Raw genomic sequence first — 18128 nt, 5'->3', positions numbered from 1 at the left:
CAAGGACCCTACACATTTGATTCGTCGAAACTTTGTTCAGTTTTCAAAGGTCTACCTTGTTACCAGGGAATTAATTGATATCCCTTAGCGACAACATAAATATAATATCAAGTTCGAAATGATAAGTCAAGGATTAATTTATCAAATTTAGTTTTGATATCAATTGCCAGGCAAATAGCTGAAAGCGCATCGCTGTGACAACGGTTATAAACTATACAGAATATCGGCACTCATGTCAACACAATCACCAGACTTTTTTAATTTTTCTGGGAATTGAACATGATATGTGCAGTAGCTATAAATGTACTAAAAATCATGAATAAATCTGGTTCTTGCAAATACAATGTTCGCGTCTGAAGCAAGCAACTTTGTGAAATTTTCAGGACCAACCGTATAAGAAAAAGGACCGTCCGCTAAAACGAACAGTCCTTTCATATATGTAAAAGCTGCAAGTTATTTCTTGGCTTTATCTTTCTTATCTTCTTGAGCATCCGCTTGCCCAGTCAACTCAGCAACCGGCTTGAAGGTATCAGCAAAGACCTGCTTCAAGTCACGCTTGTCTGAGGTTTGATGGTAGAACAAGGCGGTAGCAGCAGACACTACCGGTACGTAGGCCAAGTCGCCGAAGAATGCCAACAGGAAGCCAAGCCAGATGCAGAAACTAGTAGCGGTGTAGATGCCATAGTAAGCGAGGCCGCCAAAGATGACATCCCAAACCAGCAGTGGCAACAGGATCACGCAAACAGCCATCAGCAGGAGGTAACGCTTGAAACCGCCCATGTAACGACGACTAGCCGTCAAAGCATGCCGCATCGATTGGCCTAAGAACTGCGGCCGGGTGTCCTTGTAGAGGAAGAGGGATTGTGAATACTCCAAGCCCTTCCATGCCAAAATAACTTGGTTAGCAACCTGGCAAATAATGTAAATAACCCGGTTACGAGCAAAAAGATCTGCCACGATGGTTAATGGTAAGGTCCAGAGGAACATGAACAAGGAAATGTAGAGAACTACCCGTAATACCTGGTTCTTGTTCATATGCTTGAACTGGCTCCAAATGCTGGCCGCACTAACCTTTTGGCTCTCGTCGCGGAAACGATCCAGGTAAGCGAAGTTGAAGGCTGTCCCGATGAAGGAGTACCAAAAGCCGTTCAAAATCATCAAAACGAAGACCAAGACAATCTCCAGCAGGGCCATCAGAATTGCCGCTGGTGAAGCCATACCATACATCACCATCATGACGTTCATCATCATGGAACTGCTGAGCATCATCAAGAAATATGCCAGTAAAGCGCCAATTGCGCAGAATAGCAACGTAAATCCGGCAATTGGCCAAACCGCCCGATTATATTCGCCCTTCAGTGTGGCGCGTAATTCATTGATAAAGTTCTTTAAAGAGAACACGTTATTCTTCTTCATCAAATCTCTCCTATTACCTATAGTAAAGTCATAGACAATCTTATCACACAAGTGCTTGATGACTACAAAGTTAACAAAAAAGTCACAAATAACAACCCACTCACGCACAATCTTAAGTTAACCGTTAAAAACAGTGCTCTTAGCCACGACTCCTCCTATAATTAGATTGATTACCGTGAATCGGATACACAAGAAAGGATTATTAATATGTGTACTGCCTTAACATTTAACGCGCACGATCATTACTTTGGCCGGAACCTGGACCTGGAAGTCTCATACGGTCAACAGGTGGTTGTGACGCCGCGGAATTACAACTTTAAATTCCGTAAAGTGGCGGACCTGTCTAACCACTACGCAATGATCGGGGTCGCCGCCGTGATCGATAACTATCCACTCTACTTTGACGCGACCAACGAAAAGGGGCTGAGCATGGCCGGCCTCAATTATCCGGACAACGCCTTCTATCCTGACATGGCCGCAGACAAGGACAACATCACCCCATTTGAATTCATTCCTTGGATTCTGGGGCAGTGTGACAGCGTCGCCAGCGCACGCCAGCTGTTACCCAAAATCAACCTAGTCAATATCAACTTCTCCGACCAACTGCCATTATCACCCTTACATTGGCTGTTGGCTGACCAGCATGAAGCAGTGGTGATCGAAAGTGACCGCGACGGCCTGCATGTTTACGACAATCCGGTCGGCGTTTTGACCAACAACCCGACTTTTGACAAGCAATTGTTTAATCTGAACAACTACCGCGACCTGTCCAGCGCCAACCCGCAGGATACGTTCGGTAAGGGCATGCCGTTGACGGATTACAGTCGCGGCTTAGGGACACGTAATCTGCCTGGTGGTTTGGATTCAGAAAGTCGTTTCGTGAGAGCCGCCTTCAACAAGGCCAACGCAGTGTGCGCTGATAATGAGGAAGCATCAATCACCCAGCTGTTCCACATCATGCACTCCGTTGAGCAGCAAAACGGCTTGGATGAAGTGGCTCCCGGCAAATTCGAATTTACCATCTACACGGTGGGATACAACCAAGACCAAGGCCTGCTTTACTACACCACCTACCACAACAATCAGATCAACCTGGTCGACATGAACAAGTGCGATCTTGAGAGTACAGACCTCTGTGCTTATCCATTCATCGATTCGCAGGCCTTCAACAAGGTTAACTAAGTTTAGTAATCATTAGTAACTAAAGCGATAATCAAAATAACGGCTACCGACGCAAAATCATGCACGTCAGTAGCCGTTTTCAATTTACAGGATTGGCGATAGCAAACGTGAGAAGTACTGCTTGAACTTTCGCCATCTAGTTTGGGAATCAAAATATTCGGGAGACAATTCGGTTGATTGATCAAGGTCATGCTCGAAGGCCGCCCGCAGTTCTTCGGCCAAACCATAGTGGTAGGTGAAGGCGTTCACCTCAAAGTTCAGGCTGAAACTCCGGTAGTCCATGTTGGCCGACCCCACCGACGAGATCTTGTCATCAGCGACCATCGTCTTGGCATGGATAAAGCCGTTGTCGTACTTATAAACGCGCACCCCTTGTTTAACCAAGAACTTCGCGTAATACTCGCTGGCCCGGTAGACAAAGGGATGGTCGGGCATCGACGGGAACATCACGCGGACGTCAACGCCACTCTTTGCCGCAATGACAAGCGCCTCTAGCACTGGTGGCTCCGGAATCAGGTATGGGGTCTGGATGTAGAGGTAGTGGCGGGCTTCGCTAATCAGCTGTTGATAGCCACGCCGGATAGCAAACTCGCTGTTGTCCGGGCCCGACGAAACAATCTGCATGGGAACTTCATCGGGATCGTTGCTGGCTGGGTGCAGGTCGAATTGTGCCAGCTCGTGGTCCAAACTATAGATCGGCAATTTTGACCGGCGGCAACTGGTGTTCCAGTCCATAATGAAGCGGACTTCCATCACAAGCGCTGCCTGCCCGTTGATCCGTAAGTGGGTATCGCGCCAATAACCAAACTTTAGTGACAGACCCAGGTATTGGTCGCCAATATTGAAGCCGCCAATATAACCGATCTGGTGGTCAATGACGACGATCTTGCGGTGCAAGTGGTAGTTCAGCCGCGGTGTCATGAACCAGTGTGCTGGTGCCGACACGAATGGCTGTGCCTGGCCGCCCAACTCACGGAGATGGTCAAAAAACTGCGGCCGGGTACCGTGCGAACCACTGGCATCATAAAGCACCCGTACTTTCACGCCCCTGCTAGCGGCCCGCTCTAGTGCAGCCAGAACGCGTTTCCCCAACTGGTCGGCATAGAAGGTATAGTATTCCAAGCTAACTACCTTCTGGGCCGCGTCAATATCCTTAATCAGTGCGGCAAACTTCTTGTGACCATCCACAAACACTTTCACGTGGTTGTCAAAGGTCAGCGGCGTCGAGCTATTGTTCAACAAGGCCGTCGCCAGCATCCGCTCCATCATGTGGCGTGAAGGTTCCGGCAACAGACGATGGTTCTTCAACAACCGCGACTGCTTCTTTAAGAATTTGTCCCTCACGATCCGCGTTTCGTGCCGCATGGAGAAAATATCATCATGCGACAATTGCCGGCCGACAATCAGGTAGGCGATGAAACCGACATATGGAAAGATGAACAGCACTAATAGCCAGGCCCAAGTTGAGGCAATATCGCGCCGGCTCCGAAAGACCGTCCAAATCGCAAAACCGTTGTTAATCAGCCAGAGGACTTCGATCGTCCGCCGAATTATATCCCATGTTAAAACCATTTCGTCCACTCCTATCAAGAAGCCATTCTATCATAAAGTTCAGGGGCGTCACTTGACATTTAGGCCGCTAAGCTCTCATAAATAGTGATCAATAGTTAAATCAACTTTTTCTGTTTAATAATTGCTTTCGGCTTAGGCCTGGTTTTCGCGGGTTTTCATTTATAATTCGTTACTTTCATAAATAATCTTTATTGTTTACGTTATTAGTTAGACGTGTTCAAGCATTATATTTAGTCATCAATCTGGTCCTCCAGCCTATATTTATTACGTATGTCCACATCCCAGCAGAATTAATGATAGCGCTTGCAAAAGTGTGTTTGATATGCTACCTTAAAAGTACACTCATAATGTAAATTTCACCTAACTGATAAGAGGCCGACATCTGCCGGTCTCTTATTTTGTGTTCAGGAAATCCCCCGTTCGCTGTATCATAGTTGGGTAAGGAGGAAAAGAAAGTGAAACAATTCGAACACTGGTCGCAGACGATCAGCAAAATTCTGCAGGTCGTCAGCATTATTGCCCTGGCCGTTCTGGGTTTTGCCATCATCGCCTTTCTCGCGGAAGAACTCATCGCCATCGTTGAATTGGCCGCAAGAACCTATATTGCTGACGTGTACAAAACCGCCCTGCAAGAAATCATTACGTTCTTCCTCTTCTTCGAGTTCTTGGCAATGGCTGCCTCGGCACTGAGCCACCATGGCCACCTCACCGTTGATTTCCTGATCAGCCTGGGGATTACCGCCCTTCTGCGGGGCCTGATTGCCTTCCACGGTGAACCAATGGAAAACCTGCTCACCGCATTAGCCATCCTGGTCCTAATTATTGGTGATATCATCCTGCATCGCTTCTTAGACGACTCGCAATCATAAATTAGTCGACATCTATTGGCATTGCTGGGATTCTGTTTTAAAATAATTGCGTATTGTTATAAAAATCATGACTAATTTATCAAGAAAGAGGTTAGTTTAGAATGGCAAAGTTAGTATTAATTCGCCACGGTCAAAGTGAATGGAACCTTTCCAACCAATTCACCGGCTGGGTTGATGTTGATTTAAGTGAAAAGGGTGTTGAACAAGCTAAGGCTGCTGGTCGCGCTCTGAAGGAACACGGTATCCAATTCGATTACGCCTACACTTCAGTTCTGAAGCGGGCTATCAAGACCCTGCACATTGCTTTGGAAGAATGTGACCAGCTTTGGATTCCTGAATTCAAGACTTGGCGCTTAAACGAACGTCACTATGGTGCTCTGCAAGGCCTGAACAAGAAGAAGACCGCTGAAAAGTACGGTGCTGAACAAGTTCACATTTGGCGTCGTTCTTACGATGTTCTGCCACCACTGTTGAAGGCTACCGACGAAGGTTCTGCTGCTAAGGATCGTCGTTACGCTAACCTGGACCCACGGACTATTCCTGGTGGTGAAAACTTGAAGGTTACCCTGGAACGGGTTATTCCTTTGTGGCAAGACCAAATCGCACCAAAGCTGTTGGATGGCAAGAACGTTGTCATTGCTGCCCACGGTAACTCACTGCGTGCCCTTTCCAAGTACATTGAAAACATCTCTGATGCCGACATCATGAACCTGGAAATGGCTACTGGTCAGCCAGTTGTTTACGACTTTGACGACAAGCTCAACGTTTTGAACAAGGAAAAGTACGACATCGACTAATCAAATTTTTATAATTCAAAAGGGGTCATCACAATAAGTGGTGGCCCCTTTTGTAGTATCATAAAGACAGAATGTGACCTGAAGGGAGTATATAGTATGACTGAATTAGAAAAACTGCAGGCCCACAAGCGGTTTGTCTTTAACGATCCAGAAATTATGAACATCAAACGGCACGCTGCCCACTTGGCTCAGCAATTTAACCAGATTTCCGAGGAAGAACCTGAAAAACAGGCGGCCATGGCACGCCAGATCTTAGGTGCTGCCGGCGATGATCTGACCATCCACCACGGTTTCAACTTTGATAACGGCAAGAACATCAAGGTTGGCGATCATTTTGTGGCCGACTACAATGTGACGATCGAGGACACGGCCGAAGTCACCATTGGCAACAATGTGTACATTGGCCCCAACGTCGGCATTTACACAATGAACATGCTGGGGACTGCCGGTGCCCGTCGCCGTCATGAAGCCCGCGTTAAGCCAGTCACCATTGGCAACGATGTCTGGATCTGTGGCCATGCCACCATCCGTCCGGGCGTTAAGATCGGTGACAACGCCATCGTCGCTGCAGGAGCCGTTGTCGTCCACGACGTTCCATCCAACACGATGGTTGCGGGTGTTCCTGCCGAAGTGGTTCAGCCGCTGTCTAAGGGCAATTTAAACTAAATATTCGCATTAACTACGAGAAATGGCCCCGCCTGAAAATTCAGGCGGGGCCATTTGTTTCTGTGATTATTTTAGAAGAGACCCGTGATCTTGCCATTTTGATCAATGGTCATGTTGACGGCGGCAGGAGTCTTGGAAAGGCCCGGCATCGTCAGCATATTGCCCGCCAAAGCCACGATGAAGCCGGCTCCAAGCTTAGGCACAAAGCCGCGAATATGGAAGGTGAAGCCGGTCGGTGCCCCTAGTTGACTCTGATCATCCGTAAAGGAGTATTGAGTCTTAGCAATGCAGACCGGCAGTTTCTCCCAGCCCAATTCCTTGTACTGGGCCAGTTGTTTCTGCGCATGCTTGCTGAAGCTGACCGTACCAGCACCATAGATCTGCTGGGCAACGGTCTTAACCTTGTCTTCAATACTGTCATTAATGTCGTACAATTCGTGAAACTCGCTCGGCGTGTCACACAGGCGCACCACTTCTTTGGCCAGGTCGTGGGTGCCAGCACCGCCCTTGGCCCAGGCATCGGTTGTAACCACTTCTACACCGAGTTCATGACAGTTGTCGACAATCATCTGCATTTCGGCCGGCGTGTCCGCGTCAAAATGGTTGATGGCAACCACCAGCGGCAGGCCGTAACGCTGCATGTTATGGATGTGCCGGTTCAGATTGGCCATCCCCTTCTTCAAGGCCGGCAGATTTTCTTGGGTCAAGTCCTTTAGGTTAGCGCCGCCGTTGTATTTCAGGGCCCGCACCGTTGCCACAATGACAACCGCATCAGGCCGTTTCTTCAGTACCCGGCGCTTGATGTCCAAGAACTTTTCGGCACCCAGGTCGGCCCCGAAACCGGCTTCGGTAACCGTGTAGTCGGCCAGCTTCATTGCCGTTTGGGTGGCCAGAACGGAATTGCAGCCATGGGCAATGTTGGCAAATGGGCCCCCATGAATGATGGTTGGCGTGTGGTCCAGTGTCTGCACCAGATTCGGCTTCAACGCGTCCTTCAGAATGATCGTGATGGCATCCGCAAAGCCCAGTTCCTTTACCGTTACCGGCTGCTTGTCGTAGGTATAGCCGACCACGATTTGACCAACCCGGCGTTTCAGATCCATCAGGTCAACTGACAGGCATAGAATGGCCATCAGTTCGGAAGCCGCTGTGATGTCAAAGCCGGTCTGTCTTGGCACCCCTTGCATCAGGCCGCCCAAACCGGTGACCACATTCCGCAGGGCCCGGTCGTTGACGTCTTCAACCCGTTTCCAGATGATCCGGCGCGGGTCCAAGCCTAATTTGTTCTCCCGCATGACGTAATTGTCGATTAACGCGGCCAGGGTATTGTTAGCGCTGGTCAAAGCGTGCAGGTCACCGGTGAAATGCAGGTTGATGTCTTCCATCGGCACCACCTGGCTGTAGCCGCCACCGGTTGCGCCACCCTTGATCCCAAAGACGGGGCCCATGGACGGCTCACGCATTGCGATGATCGTTTGGTGACCTAGCTGATTCATGGCGTCACCCAAGCCAACCAACACCGTCGACTTACCTTCACCAGCCGGCGTTGGGTTAATGGATGTAACTAAGACTAACTTATGCTTTTCCCCGCTGGCCGCTTTGACTGGCAGGTTGATTTTGGCTTTGTAGTGGCCGTACTGTTCAATCTGGTCAGTGCTCAATCCTGCCTTGGCGGCAATCTCCTCAATTGGCTGCATCTGTGCCTGATCGGCGATTTCAATGTCTGTCATCATGATGTTGCCCTCCTAATCGTTTCTCCGATTTTGTCAGTAATTTAACTTTAACCAATAAAAAAAGAGCTGTAAAGCAGCCCTTTTATCATTATGCTTGATGACGGTGATAGTGGTGCCGTTTGCGCCCAATTGATTTAACGCCAGCAATGTCGAGCAGAAAGGTGAAGATCGGTACACCGACAATCAGGCCCCAAGTGCCAAAGAAGTGTTCGCTGACCAGCAGGACCACAAAAGTGTAGAAGATTGGCAATTCCGTCCGGCTGGACATAAACTTCGGGTTCAAAACGTAGGCTTCCAGCGCGTGAATAACTAAGATCATGATGATGATGTAAATGACATAGCGCAGGCCGCCGACCGAATAGCCAACCATGCTCAAAGGAATCAGCGAGATGATGACACCGGCAACCGGCACCATACTGAGCAGGAAGACCATCAGCCCGAGTGCAAAGATTTGCGGCATCTTCATGAAGAACAGGCAGATCATCGTCAAGACGGTGTTGCAGATGGCGATGAAGAACTGGGCTTCCAGTACGACCCCAAAGGTATTCACAAATTTTTGGCCAAAGTAGTAGATGTCTTCAAACATCCAGCCCAGGTAGGTGGAAGTCAGGAAGCTCTTGGAAAAGTCGTTCATCTCTTCCAGTTCGATCGTGTAGAAGAAGGACAGGATCAAAGACATCGCCATGGCAATGGTCACCGTCCCAATGCTCGTGACCGCGTCAACCAACAGCTGGACCCCGTGTTTGGCCTGGCCGAAAATGGAACCAGTGGATACGTACTGGTTGATATAGCTCATCAGCCACTTCATATCCTTGCTCTGGTAAAACTTTCCCAGGGAATTGGCCATCTTCACAATTTCGTTGACCAGTAAGGGAATGTAGTCGGTGATGACAAAATACAGGCCCAAGACGATCAGCAAATAGACCACGGTAACGATCAGCCACGTGGGTACTTTCGGCGCCTTCTTCTGCACCCAGCGAATCAGGTGCACCACGATATAAGTAAAAATAAAGGTAATCAGGATGGTGTTCATCATCCCGCGCGCATAGTAAAGAACGGCGATGATCATCAGCAAGACCACAAAGCGATGAAGGTGGACGTTGCTAATGAACCGGTTCCAGGCTTTCTGCATCAAAATCGTCTCTTTTCTCTCGTTTGATTTACCCCATTATTTTAGCAGAGTATGTCCACTATTAGTTACCCAGACGCCGATAAATCTGTCCTAGGCGAAAACTTGCACTAATGGTGTATAATTGTTTTGTTTACTAGCAGAAAGAGGGAAAATCATGTTAGAAAAAACATTTTATAAGACATTACTTAGCCATTCATTCAATATCCCAGTTAAAATCAACTTTTGGGACGGCAGTAGTGTCAACTATGGCGAAGGTGAACCTGAGGTAACCATCACCTTCAAGGAAAAGATCCCCGTCAAAGACGTCACCCGCAACGCTTCCATCGCACTGGGTGAGGCCTACATGGACCACAAGATTGAAATCGATGGTTCCATCCAGAAGCTGATCGAATCCGCCTACGAAAATGCTGGTTCCTTCATGCGCAATTCCAAGCTGCGTAAATTCATGCCCAAGCAGAGCCACACGGAAAACCAGAGTGAAGACGACGTGCAGAGTCACTACGATATCGGCAACGACTTCTACCGGCTCTGGTTGGATGACACTCTAACTTATTCCTGTGCCTACTTTACTGGTGGCAACCAAAATGATTTAACTGCCGCTCAAATCGCCAAAGTTCACCACATTCTGAAGAAACTGAATCCGCAACCAGGCAAGACCCTGTTGGATATCGGTTGTGGCTGGGGAACCTTGATGCTCACGGCCGCTAAGGAATACAACCTGAAAGTTACCGGTGTTACCCTGAGTGAGGAACAATACCAGTTCGTTCAAAAGAAGATCCAAGATGAAGGCTTGAGCAACGTTGCCGAAGTCAAGCTGACCGACTACCGTGAATTAGGCAAGCGTCAGTGGGACTACATCACTTCCGTTGGGATGTTCGAACACGTCGGCAAAGAGAACCTGGGCATTTACTTCCGGGATATCGCCAAGTACATGAAGGATGACGGTGTCGCCTTAATCCACGGGATCACTCGTCAGCAAGGAGGTGCCTACAACGGCTGGATCAATAAGTACATCTTCCCAGGTGGCTATATTCCTGGACTGGCTGAAATGATCGGCCACATCGAAGAAAACCACCTGCAGATTGCCGACATCGAAATGCTGCGTCGACACTATCAGCGGACCCTGGAAATCTGGGACCAGAACTTTAACGCCCACCGTGAAACCATCGAAAAGATGATGGGCGACCGCTTCACCAGAATGTGGGACCTCTACCTGCAAGCATGTGCCGCTTCCTTTGAATCTGGCAACATCGACGTCATCCAGTACCTGATCACTAAGGGTGCTTCTGGCAAGAACCTGCCGATGACTCGTGATTACATGATGAACGAAAAATAACTCTTAACAAACAAAGCGTTGGCTCCCAATGAACTAGGAACCAACGCTTTTTGTATCTATTCAGCTTCAATTACCGTTATTGCATCACCCGTTGAAGCTCTTTTTCAACCAACGGGAATTGCGTATAGCCATCCGAACTCAGGAAATGACCGCCATCCGGACGCACAATCAACTTAGCGCCCAAGTGGTTGGCAACACTCACCCCGTACTGATAAGGCGCGATTGGATCGTTCTGCGCGGTGATGACCGTGGCCTTGCCCAATTTCTGTTTGATGGCGTCATAATCAACTTTGCCCTTCATGAACTGGTCAAGCTGCGGGTAGGTCGGCAGCGGCTGGTCGAAGGCACCGACCAAGACCAGGTTGACCTGTGTTAATGGCGTTCGTGCTGCATAGCGCAATGCTGTCACACAACCCAGACTGTGGGCGACCACGGTGACCGCCCCATCATGCGGCAGTTGGTCATCAACCGCGCCATCCCAGGCAGTGCGGTCAGGAGCAAACGGGTCGGGCAGAAAAATCCGGTCCAGCTCAATGGCCGGTTTTAAAACCTGTTCCAGCCATGGAAACCAGTCGTCATCGCGCGTGGAAGTGCCATGAATCAAATAAGCTTTTCTAGTCATTGTTAACTCCCCTTATACAACAAGCCGGCGGACTAATCCACCGGCTTGTTTTTTCTTGTTTTAAATAAACGATAGTAGCCACACTGCCAACAGGCCAATGATCACCGAAAAGGCCATTGACCGGGTGAAGTAGGCCACCAGCATGACAAAAATGGCCGAAATGATGTAGGTGGCGTGCCCATAGACTAAGATGTTGCCTAACCAACTGACCCGTTCGCTGATCAGCTGGTACTTTGAATCAACGAAGATCCCCTTGACCACCAGCGAGGTGAACAGGGCGACCGGCACGTACTTCATCCACTCATCAAACCATTCCGGGATCTTCCGGTTGGTGAAGAAGTGCATGGGGAAGTAACGTGGAATAAAGGCAGCGAGGGCCGCAATCAAAATCACAACCAAGTGGTAAGTCAGGTTGTGGTGACCGGGAACCATGGATGCCAATGTTAAGTTGTCAAACAGGTTCATCATGATTCATCCCCACGCTCATGTTTATCCTCATCTTCATCATTAGCTTGCTGGTTGTCATCCTCAGCTGCTTCGGCCTCTTCAACCAATTGCTTTTCGACCTCGACATCTTCCTTCGTAGTTCTAGTCGTCCGCGGCCGGAAAAGTTTGCCCAAAATCCACGTCTCGTCCGGCTTTGGATGGTGCTTCTTGACTTGAAATTCAATCCAGAAGCCCAGCAAAGACATCAGCAATGTCGAAATGATGATCCCGATGGTGTGTCTAGTGATCAACAGGCAGAAAAGCGATACGAAGACCGTCAGCACGCAGATTACCAGGCTCAACCGGCGCTGGATCTGCATCACAATCATGTATAGGAACAAGGCCGTCAATGCAAAATCAACGATGTTCAAATCGATGGTGATGGTGTTACCAATCAAGCCACCAATCATGTTACCGCCGGCCCACGAGATCAGCGAATAGTGTTCCACCATTAACGCATCCCGCGTGGTCCAGTGTTTATCAGTAACAAACTTCAAATAGTTAACGGCGTAATTTTCATCGTTCATCGAGAATGAGAACAAGAAAATCATGGCCGGCGATTCGTTATTCAGATACTTAGACAGACTCGATCCTAATAGTGCATACCGCAGTTCCAGGAAGAACAAGGTGATGAAAATTGTTGTGACTGGTGCATCAATCACCAAAAGGGAGGCCAAGATAAATTGGGCCCCTCCTGAAAAGACGACGATCGATACCAAGAGCGTCAGCATGAAGTTCATCCCTGCTGCGTGCAACAAGATACCGCAGGCAATACCGATTGGCAGGTAACTCAAACACAGGGGCATTGCGATCCCTAGGTCCTCAAGCCACCGAGCTTTCTCAGGATTGATTTGATGTGCTTTTTCTTGCAATGGATGCTCCTCCATGATGCTCGATTTGCGATCATCCAGTTTAAATTCCTACTCTTAAGTGTATCATATTAATTTCTTGCAGAAATAGTCAATTAAGATTTTGTCAGCCAGTCCCACCAGCCTAAGATGCCAGACCGGATCACCCGATTTTGGGCATAGGCCTTAGTCCGCAGCGCGTGCCCATCGATGGTCATGACCGTCGGATAAGCAACGTAACCCACGGCCTTCTTCGTTGTCACGGGAGCCTTCAAAGTGGAGATCTCCTGGCCCTTAGCATTCTGCAGGCGCGGTGCAACCGTCCGCTTAACCGGCAGCCACACTTGCGTCGATTGCTTAGCTTGGACCGTCACACTGGGTTGGCGACCGTGATCAACGTTGACGTTTACCTGTGGGCGCTGGTCCTTCAACTGCCACTCATTGGCAACGTATTCGTATAACTGCTTAGTGCCGGCAAAACGGTCGGAAGCGTGCATGACGACGGTAATAATTGGCCGGCCCTCATAGTGACCATAGCTGATGAAGCACTGGCCCGCCTTGTCGGACGTCCCGGTCTTCAAGCCGGCAATCTTTACCTGGCGCGGGGCATCCTTTTGTCCCGGCAGCATCGTGTTCAAAGTTGGGTACTTCTTGCCCTGAACCGTCACGCTGCTTTGCTTAGCATAGCGTAAAACCAACGGATCGTGTTCAACCAAGTAGCGGCCCAACTTAGCAACATCGACGGCCGTCATGGAATTCTCAACGTTTTTGCCCGCGCTGGCCAGTTTGAATGGACCCATGTCGCTGTTTTCCAGGCCAACCGGGTTGACGAAGCGGTAATCCTTCATACCCATCTGCTTGGCCATCTGGTTCATCTTGTCAACGAATTCCGCACTGGAATCACCGGTGGCCCGTGCTAATACAACCGTGGCCGCATCCGCTGATTTAACCAATGCCATCTGCATCAGCAGTTTAACCGTATAAGATTGGCCAGCCTTCAGCGGGATGTTGGAGAAGTTCTTGTTCTGCGACATCTTTGCTTCATTCTTGGTAACCGTGATTTTCTGGTTCAACTTGAGTTTGCCCTGGTTGATTTCCTGTTCCACAACCGCCAGGGTAATCAGCTTGCTCATCGAAGCAACCGCTAACTGCTGCTGGGCGTTCTTCTGGTATAGAATCTGGCCATCTTTTTCATCAATTGCAATGGCCGCTCTAGCGTTGACTTCCGGTACCGGTGCGGCTTGGGCGCTCAGCGTGGCCGCTGGGGTGCTAACCAATCCGCAAACAATCGTAACAAACAGAATTAATGCCAGCCAAAAACGTTTAATTGGCTTCATGATCTGCTGCCTCCTTAGCTTCTTTAGGCTGCTTGATTGGCAAGGTAACGATAAATGCCGTCTCATCCGGTGTCGAAGTGACGTCCACCGTTCCGTGGTGGAGGTCAACGACACTCTTCACGATGGCCAGACCTAAACCGGTGCCCCCAGTTGCCTTCGAGCGGGACGCCTCTACCCGGTAGAAACGTTCAAACAAATGTGCCAATGACTTTTCGGGAATCGGTTCCCCATCGTTGGCAACCTTGATTTGCACCTGTCCTTGATGTTCAACGGCGCTCAGACGGATATAGCTGGCGCCCATCCCATATTTCAGGCCGTTAGCCACCAGGTTGCTGAAGACCCGACCCAACTTTTCGGGATCCGCCTCAATCATCAACGGCGATGGCCGGGTGGTCGACGAAATTTCGATCCCCTTGTTGTGGCCTTCCAGTTCGAAACTGGCGCTCACCTGTTCCAACAGCTGGCTCAGGTCTAACTGCATCATGTTCACCGGCGCACCATGCTGTTGCACCTTCGTATATTCGAACAGGTCCTCAACCAGGTTCTTCATCTGCTTGGCCTTCTCGTAGGCGATGTGGCTGTACTTCACGATGTCCTCTTCGGAATGGTACTGTTTATCCTCGATCAGCCGCAGATAGCCGATGATTGAGGTCAACGGCGTCCGCAAGTCATGGGACACGTTGGTGATCAGTTCATCCTTGGACTTTTCAATCTGCCGTTCGTCATCCATGGACCGCACCGCACTGTCGACCAAGGCGTTGACACTGGTAACCACGTGTTGCGACCGTCCCTTCAAGCGGAAAGGAATTCGGTGGTCCAGGTGGCCCTGAGCGATGTAATGGAGTTCCTGGATGATGTGGTTCATCTGGTACTGGTGATAGCGACGGATCAGCCGCCACCAAACCACGATGACATCAATGACGGCGAACAAGCCCATCACGATCCGCTGGTAGGACCAAATCTGCGCGTGGAAGGGGCCAAAATGAAGTGATTTTTTGATGATGAAGATCCCGCTGGCCACACCAGGGTTGGTCTGGATCACATTTTGGATCAGCACGATCAGCGCCAAGTTAATCAAAATCAGCAGGATAATCGTGACAAAGCCCTCGAACACGAGTGAGCTTTTTTCTCTTGTCGTTAATTTGAGCATATTCTCCCCCCACTCAATCAAAATCAATTTCGATTATACCATCTAAAAAAACATGGTTTAGGAGCCATCTCCTAAACCATGCTAATTCTTAAATTGTTAGTCGATTAGTGGGCTTCAACCTTGTAGCCAACGCCCCAAACAGTTTCGATGACCTTTTCACCACCAGTAGCGGCTTCGATCTTGTCCCGCAAGTGACTCACGTGGACCATAACGGTTTTAGCCGAAACCACTGATTCCTGCTGCCAAACCCGTTCAAAAATATCGTCGGCCGAGAAGACGCGGTTCGGGTGAGAAGCCAATAAGTACAGGATCCCAAATTCCAACGCCGTCAACTGAATGGTGTCGCCGTTGATGGTCTTGACCTCGTGGCTGTCATTGTTAATCTGCAAAGGACCCACGTTCAAGATGTCGGGCTGGTCATTGGTTACTTGGCCAGAACTCCGCCGCAGCAGTGACCGTACCCGGGCCATGACTTCCAGCGGATTGAATGGTTTGGTGACGTAATCGTCGGCCCCGGTGATCAGTCCCTGAATTTTGTCCATGTCGGCCGTCTTAGCTGACAGGACCAGGATCGGGATGGATGAATCCTTGCGTACCTGCTTGATGACTTCGATCCCGTCCATTTCGGGCATCATGATGTCCAAAATGATTAGGCCAATATCAGGGGTCGTGTTTAATTTGGTCAAGGCTTCTTTCCCGTTGTAAGCTGCAACTGGTTCATAGCCCTCGTTGCGGACGTAAATTTCCAAGAGTTGGACGATTTCTTTATCATCGTCAACAACTAAAATCTTCATGCCTGTTCCTCCTTATGCCAGGAATACTGATTTAATTATACGCTTACGCCAAGTTAAGTTCGAATTTTAAGGGTGAATTTAAGAGAATACAAAAAAACGGTCATTTTCGCTGGCAAATTCGCGCTTAATGACCGTTTCTTGATTCAATTAATTTACGGCTTATTTGTAGTTTGGAGCCGCCTTCGTGATTTGGACGTCGTGTGGGTGTGATTCACGCAGACCAGCGTTCGTGATCTGGACGAATTGTGCCTTCTTAATCAGGGTTGGGATGTCAGGAGCACCACAGTAGCCCATGCCAGACCGTAATCCACCGACCATTTGGAAGACAACGTCGGATACGTCACCCTTGTATTGAACACGGGCTTCAATCCCTTCAGGAACCAGCTTGTTAGCTTCGTTGACTCCGGATTGGAAGTAACGGTCAGATGAACCATGAGCCTGAGCCATTGCACCAACCGAACCCATGCCACGGTAAGCCTTGTATTTAACACCGTTGTCTTCAAAGACTTCACCAGGAGCTTCGGTGGTACCAGAAAGCATGGAGCCGAGCATTACGGCATTGCCACCGGCAGCCAGGGCCTTGACGATGTCGCCAGAGTACTTGATCCCACCGTCGGCAATGATGGTCTTGCCGTATTCTTGAGCCACACCAGCGGCATCATAAACCGCCGTGATCTGTGGTACCCCAACACCGGCAACCACTCGCGTCGTACAAATGGAGCCAGGGCCAATGCCGACCTTAACGATGTCAACCCCTGCGTCATAGAGGGCTTTAGTTCCTTCGGCCGTCGCAACGTTACCAGCAATCAGCGTAATGTCCGGATAGTGGTCACGAATTTGCGCGATCTTCCGCAGCACACCGGCTGAGTGACCGTGGGCGGTGTCGATGACAATCGCATCAGTTCCGGCCTTCAGCAATGCTTCGGCCCGTTCAAAAGTGTCTGAGGTAACACCAACGGCAGCGGCAACCAGTAAACGACCTTGGTCATCAACGGCAGCCTTCTTCTTGTCTTCGTCGCTTAATTGGTACTGCTTAACCTTCGCAACTTCTTCGGCTTGGGCCTTAATGGACATGTTCTTGTGAATGACCCCTAAGCCGCCTTCCAGTGCCATCGCTTTAGCCATGCGGCCTTCAGTAACGGTGTCCATGCCGGCACTCAAGAAAGGCACGTTCAATTTAATGTTCTTAGCCAGTTGAACGCTTAAATCGACTTCGTTCGGCAATACGTGACTCTCAGCCGGAATTAAGAGCACATCGTCAAACGTTAAACCCTTCTTCGCGAACTTTGTATCCCAATTTGACATCCTTAGTACACTCCCTTGTTCATGATTGCGTCTAGCTTACTAGTTATTCAAAAGGCGGTCAAGCATTCAAATAAATTATTTCCGATTCTGCCGCCGTGCACGCCGCGCGTCACCAAAGACATTGTTAACAATGTGGAAGTGAGCCCGCAGCCACAGGTCGACTGCAAATACAACCACGGCCAAGATCAAGTAAACGTACTTCGTTGGTTGTGGGTTGATGGAGTTAGGCAGGAGACTGACAAACATGTAGATCCCAATCCATGCCAGGAAGGTCAAGGTGATCATCACAATCCGGTAGATCCAGCTGCGATTCTTGTATTGGCCCGTTTCCGGATCCTTGTACGGCTGCATCAGCATAGAGATGTAACCGAAGAGCAGACCACCGGTGACCGCGATGATGATCAGGGCCGTCAATCCGGAACTGCCATAGTGGTACTTCGGACTGACCGAACCAGGATTCATGACGGCCAGCAAGCCAAACATGAAGGCGAAGATGGCAAAGAACATCAGCCCGTTATCCAGTGCCAACAGGTAGTAAGGACTGTTGTTGGATGCGGCGATCTTGTTCTTGTCCGGGTGACCCAGCTTGTAGACGTAGGCCGTTGGGGTGCCAAACAATTGCTTAGCGGTTTGGCCCTTCTTTTGCCCTTCCTTCAACTGCTTGATGGTGTCATCCAACACTTCCTGCTTGGTGTCTTCATGCATGCCATGGGCAATCAGTTGCTTATTCAATTGATAGATGAACTCTTCGTTTTTCCGCGTTAAGCCATGGTTGCTCAACGTTTTTTGTGAAGACTCCTTAGCCTTTTCTGCATATTCCTTTTGCCGTTGACCAGCGGCGGCGTTACGTTGATTCTCACTCAATGTGTTATTCCTCTCTTTT

Annotated in this window: 17 protein-coding genes; 5 read left to right on the top strand and 12 right to left on the bottom strand. The window is 49.4% G+C overall.

The window, feature by feature from the left end:
• Window positions 1–453: 453 nt before the first annotated feature.
• Complete coding sequence (locus IV45_RS07690; protein ID WP_057742372.1) at window positions 454–1416, bottom strand: hypothetical protein; 963 nt, start codon at window positions 1414–1416, stop codon at window positions 454–456.
• A 207-nt stretch (window positions 1417–1623) separates the two neighbouring features.
• Here IV45_RS07690 and bsh point away from each other — a divergent pair, with 207 nt between their 5' ends.
• Window positions 1624–2598 carry a choloylglycine hydrolase gene (gene bsh / locus IV45_RS07685; protein WP_057742369.1) on the top strand — a complete coding sequence of 325 codons (975 nt, stop codon included), beginning with the start codon at window positions 1624–1626 and terminating at the stop codon, window positions 2596–2598.
• An 84-nt stretch (window positions 2599–2682) separates the two neighbouring features.
• Here bsh and cls read toward each other — a convergent pair whose 3' ends face one another.
• Window positions 2683–4170 carry a cardiolipin synthase gene (gene cls, locus IV45_RS07680; protein WP_057742366.1) on the bottom strand — a complete coding sequence of 496 codons (1488 nt, stop codon included), beginning with the start codon at window positions 4168–4170 and terminating at the stop codon, window positions 2683–2685.
• Between the two features lie 455 nt (window positions 4171–4625).
• Between cls and psiE the strand changes: the two genes are divergently transcribed.
• The 3 genes from psiE to IV45_RS07665 all read left to right on the top strand — a co-directional run bounded on the left by psiE (window position 4626) and on the right by IV45_RS07665 (window position 6502).
• Window positions 4626–5039, top strand: coding sequence for a phosphate-starvation-inducible protein PsiE (gene psiE / locus IV45_RS07675; protein ID WP_057742363.1), 414 nt, complete (start codon window positions 4626–4628; stop codon window positions 5037–5039).
• A gap of 101 nt (window positions 5040–5140) precedes the next feature.
• Window positions 5141–5836 (top strand): 2,3-diphosphoglycerate-dependent phosphoglycerate mutase, encoded by a 696-nt coding sequence (locus IV45_RS07670; protein ID WP_057742360.1) that lies wholly within the window; start codon window positions 5141–5143, stop codon window positions 5834–5836.
• 96 nt (window positions 5837–5932) lie between these two features.
• On the top strand, window positions 5933–6502 hold the full coding sequence (locus IV45_RS07665) for a DapH/DapD/GlmU-related protein (protein WP_057742357.1): 570 nt from the start codon (window positions 5933–5935) through the stop codon (window positions 6500–6502).
• Window positions 6503–6573: 71 nt separating this feature from the next.
• Here IV45_RS07665 and IV45_RS07660 read toward each other — a convergent pair whose 3' ends face one another.
• Together IV45_RS07660 and IV45_RS07655 are read right to left on the bottom strand one after the other, a co-directional pair.
• Window positions 6574–8235, bottom strand: coding sequence for a formate--tetrahydrofolate ligase (locus tag IV45_RS07660; RefSeq protein ID WP_057742354.1), 1662 nt, complete (start codon window positions 8233–8235; stop codon window positions 6574–6576).
• An 88-nt stretch (window positions 8236–8323) separates the two neighbouring features.
• Entirely contained in the window at window positions 8324–9367 is a 1044-nt protein-coding gene (locus IV45_RS07655; protein ID WP_057742351.1) for an AI-2E family transporter, read from the bottom strand.
• 154 nt (window positions 9368–9521) lie between these two features.
• Between IV45_RS07655 and IV45_RS07650 the strand changes: the two genes are divergently transcribed.
• Window positions 9522–10703: an SAM-dependent methyltransferase gene (locus IV45_RS07650; RefSeq protein ID WP_057742348.1), complete on the top strand. Its 1182-nt coding sequence runs from the start codon at window positions 9522–9524 to the stop codon at window positions 10701–10703.
• A gap of 76 nt (window positions 10704–10779) precedes the next feature.
• Here IV45_RS07650 and IV45_RS07645 read toward each other — a convergent pair whose 3' ends face one another.
• The 8 genes from IV45_RS07645 to IV45_RS07610 all read right to left on the bottom strand — a co-directional run bounded on the left by IV45_RS07645 (window position 10780) and on the right by IV45_RS07610 (window position 18109).
• On the bottom strand, window positions 10780–11325 hold the full coding sequence (locus tag IV45_RS07645) for an RBBP9/YdeN family alpha/beta hydrolase (protein WP_057742345.1): 546 nt from the start codon (window positions 11323–11325) through the stop codon (window positions 10780–10782).
• A 60-nt stretch (window positions 11326–11385) separates the two neighbouring features.
• Entirely contained in the window at window positions 11386–11757 is a 372-nt protein-coding gene (locus IV45_RS07640; protein ID WP_157051230.1) for an AzlD domain-containing protein, read from the bottom strand.
• A 32-nt stretch (window positions 11758–11789) separates the two neighbouring features.
• Window positions 11790–12698 (bottom strand): AzlC family ABC transporter permease, encoded by a 909-nt coding sequence (locus tag IV45_RS07635; RefSeq protein ID WP_057742339.1) that lies wholly within the window; start codon window positions 12696–12698, stop codon window positions 11790–11792.
• A 77-nt stretch (window positions 12699–12775) separates the two neighbouring features.
• Window positions 12776–13996 (bottom strand): D-alanyl-D-alanine carboxypeptidase family protein, encoded by a 1221-nt coding sequence (locus IV45_RS07630; protein WP_057742336.1) that lies wholly within the window; start codon window positions 13994–13996, stop codon window positions 12776–12778.
• The gene (locus IV45_RS07625) at window positions 13983–15146 is read right to left on the bottom strand and encodes a sensor histidine kinase (RefSeq protein ID WP_057742333.1); all 1164 of its coding nucleotides are present in this window, start codon (window positions 15144–15146) and stop codon (window positions 13983–13985) included. The genes IV45_RS07630 and IV45_RS07625 overlap by 14 nt, the downstream gene beginning before the upstream one ends.
• A 104-nt stretch (window positions 15147–15250) precedes the next feature.
• Window positions 15251–15940 carry a response regulator transcription factor CroR gene (gene croR / locus IV45_RS07620; RefSeq protein WP_057742330.1) on the bottom strand — a complete coding sequence of 230 codons (690 nt, stop codon included), beginning with the start codon at window positions 15938–15940 and terminating at the stop codon, window positions 15251–15253.
• Between the two features lie 159 nt (window positions 15941–16099).
• Window positions 16100–17245: an IMP dehydrogenase gene (gene guaB / locus IV45_RS07615; RefSeq protein WP_057742328.1), complete on the bottom strand. Its 1146-nt coding sequence runs from the start codon at window positions 17243–17245 to the stop codon at window positions 16100–16102.
• Window positions 17246–17320: 75 nt separating this feature from the next.
• On the bottom strand, window positions 17321–18109 hold the full coding sequence (locus tag IV45_RS07610; RefSeq protein WP_057742326.1) for a DUF1129 family protein: 789 nt from the start codon (window positions 18107–18109) through the stop codon (window positions 17321–17323).
• Window positions 18110–18128: the final 19 nt, after the last annotated feature.

Source organism: Limosilactobacillus secaliphilus, from assembly GCF_001437055.1.
Classification (GTDB): domain Bacteria; phylum Bacillota; class Bacilli; order Lactobacillales; family Lactobacillaceae; genus Limosilactobacillus; species Limosilactobacillus secaliphilus.
Note: the sequence above shows the minus strand (reverse complement) of the source record. Positions and strands in the feature narration are given on the sequence as shown.